The sequence below is a fragment of the Pseudomonas sp. P5_B2 genome (genome assembly GCF_056400445.1).
Genome location: NZ_JBFULH010000674.1, coordinates 1 through 2,075, shown reverse-complemented (window position 1 = coordinate 2,075; position 2,075 = coordinate 1). Strand labels below are relative to the sequence as shown.

Sequence of the window (2,075 nt, the reverse complement as noted above, 5' to 3'; positions counted from 1 at the left end):
ACTGTAATCCCGGCGCCCGGAAACGGGCGCTAATTTAGGTTGAGGCAATCAGATGGCTATGACAGTCCATTGCGATATCGTCAGCGCGGAAGGAGAAATCTTTTCCGGTCTGGTCGAGATGGTGATTGCGCACGGTGCACTGGGTGATCTTGGTATCGCACTGGGTCACGCGCCGTTGATCACTAATCTCAAGCCGGGCCCGATCCGCCTGGTCAAGCAGGGCGGGGAAGAGGAGGTGTATTACATCTCCGGTGGTTTCCTCGAAGTTCAGCCGAACATGGTCAAGGTTCTTGCCGACACCGTGCAGCGCGCTGGCGACCTGGATGAAGCCTCCGCTCAGGAAGCCGTTAAGGCTGCCGAGAAGGCCTTGCATGAGCGGGGCGCGGAATTCGACTACGGTTCTGCTTCCGCACGTCTGGCCGAGGCCGCAGCTCAGCTGCGCACCGTCCAGCAGATCCGCAAGAAGTTTGGCCACTAATAGGCCAGTGCTTGTTGCGAGATTGATTAAAAAGGGTAGCCTCGGCTACCCTTTTTTCTTTTCCAATTTTCATAACCTGGTCGCAGCCGCTGACCACCCAGGATTGGTAGCCAGTCATGTCTCTAGAAATCGTTATCCTCGCTGCCGGCCAAGGCACTCGCATGCGTTCGGCGTTGCCRAAAGTTCTGCACCCGATCGCCGGTAATTCGATGCTTGGGCATGTTATCCACAGCGCAAGACAACTTGATCCACAGCGCATCCATGTTGTTATTGGCCATGGCGCCGAAGCAGTACGTGAGCGCTTGGCGGCAGACGATCTGAATTTTGTCCTTCAGGATAAACAACTGGGCACCGGTCATGCGGTCGCTCAGGCCGTACCGTTCATTGAGTCCGATACCGTACTGATTCTCTACGGTGACGTACCACTGATTGAAGTCGAAACCCTGCAACGCCTGCTCAAGAAAGTGGCGCCGCAGCAACTGGGCTTGCTCACCGTTGAACTGGACGATCCGACTGGTTATGGCCGCATCGTCCGCGATGCCGCTGGTAAGGTTACGGCCATCGTTGAACAAAAAGACGCCAACGAAGACGAGCGTGCGATCACTGAAGGCAACACCGGTATTCTCGCCCTGCCTTTCGCACAACTGGGTGGCTGGATGAGTCGTCTCTCCAACAACAATGCCCAAGGCGAGTACTACCTGACCGACGTGATCGCCATGGCGGTCAGCGATGGGCTGGTGGTGGCCACCGAGCAACCTCACGACGCCATGGAAGTGCAGGGCGCCAATGACCGCAAGCAGCTTTCCGAACTTGAGCGTCACTATCAGCTGCGTGCTGGTCGCCGGTTGATGGCTCAAGGCGTGACCCTGCGTGACCCGGCTCGTTTCGATGTGCGTGGTGAAGTTACTGTCGGCCGCGATGTGCTGATTGATATCAACGTCATCCTCGAAGGCAAAGTAGTCATCGAAGACGACGTGGTAATCGGCCCGAACTGTGTGATCAAGGACAGCACCCTGCGTAAAGGCGTGGTGATCAAGGCCAACAGCCATATCGAAGGTGCAATTCTGGGTGAAGGAAGCGATGCCGGTCCGTTCGCGCGTCTGCGTCCGGGCACCGTGCTTGAGGCTCGCGCGCATGTGGGTAACTTCGTCGAACTGAAGAACGCACATTTGGGCGAAGGCGCTAAGGCCGGTCATCTTTCTTACCTGGGAGACGCGGAGATCGGTGCGCGCACCAACATTGGCGCGGGTACCATCACGTGCAACTACGACGGCGTCAATAAGTGGAAAACCGTGCTCGGTGAAGATGTGTTTATCGGTTCCAATAACTCGTTGGTGGCACCTGTGGATATCTCTGCTGGTGCAACCACAGCGGCCGGTTCGACCATTACGCAGAATGTGGATAACTTACAGTTGGCAGTCGGACGAGCGCGGCAGAAAAACATTGATGGCTGGAAGCGGCCGGAGAAAGTTAAGAAGAATTAAGTTATCCACAACGATTTTTCAAAAGCTAAGTTATTCACAGCCTGATCGATCGTAATCACGGGCAAACCCGTTCCCACAGGAATTTCCGATGACGAGTGGGAGGGGGCTTGCCC

At 56.1% G+C, this 2,075-nt stretch carries 2 protein-coding genes; both read left to right on the top strand.

The window, feature by feature from the left end; genetic code table 11:
• The first annotated feature begins 52 nt into the window (after positions 1 to 52).
• Positions 53 to 478: a F0F1 ATP synthase subunit epsilon gene (locus AC1DRJ_RS25480; protein WP_007948085.1), complete on the top strand. Its 426-nt coding sequence runs from the start codon at positions 53 to 55 to the stop codon at positions 476 to 478.
• Between the two features lie 116 nt (positions 479 to 594).
• Complete coding sequence (gene glmU / locus AC1DRJ_RS25475) at positions 595 to 1,962, top strand: bifunctional UDP-N-acetylglucosamine diphosphorylase/glucosamine-1-phosphate N-acetyltransferase GlmU (RefSeq protein ID WP_477804595.1); 1,368 nt, start codon at positions 595 to 597, stop codon at positions 1,960 to 1,962.
• Positions 1,963 to 2,075: the final 113 nt, after the last annotated feature.

Bases quoted from the DNA above. Each gene is read 5' to 3' on its own strand.
- AC1DRJ_RS25480 (WP_007948085.1), top strand. From the start codon at position 53: ATGGCTATGACAGTCCATTGCGATATCGTCAGCGCGGAAGGAGAAATC.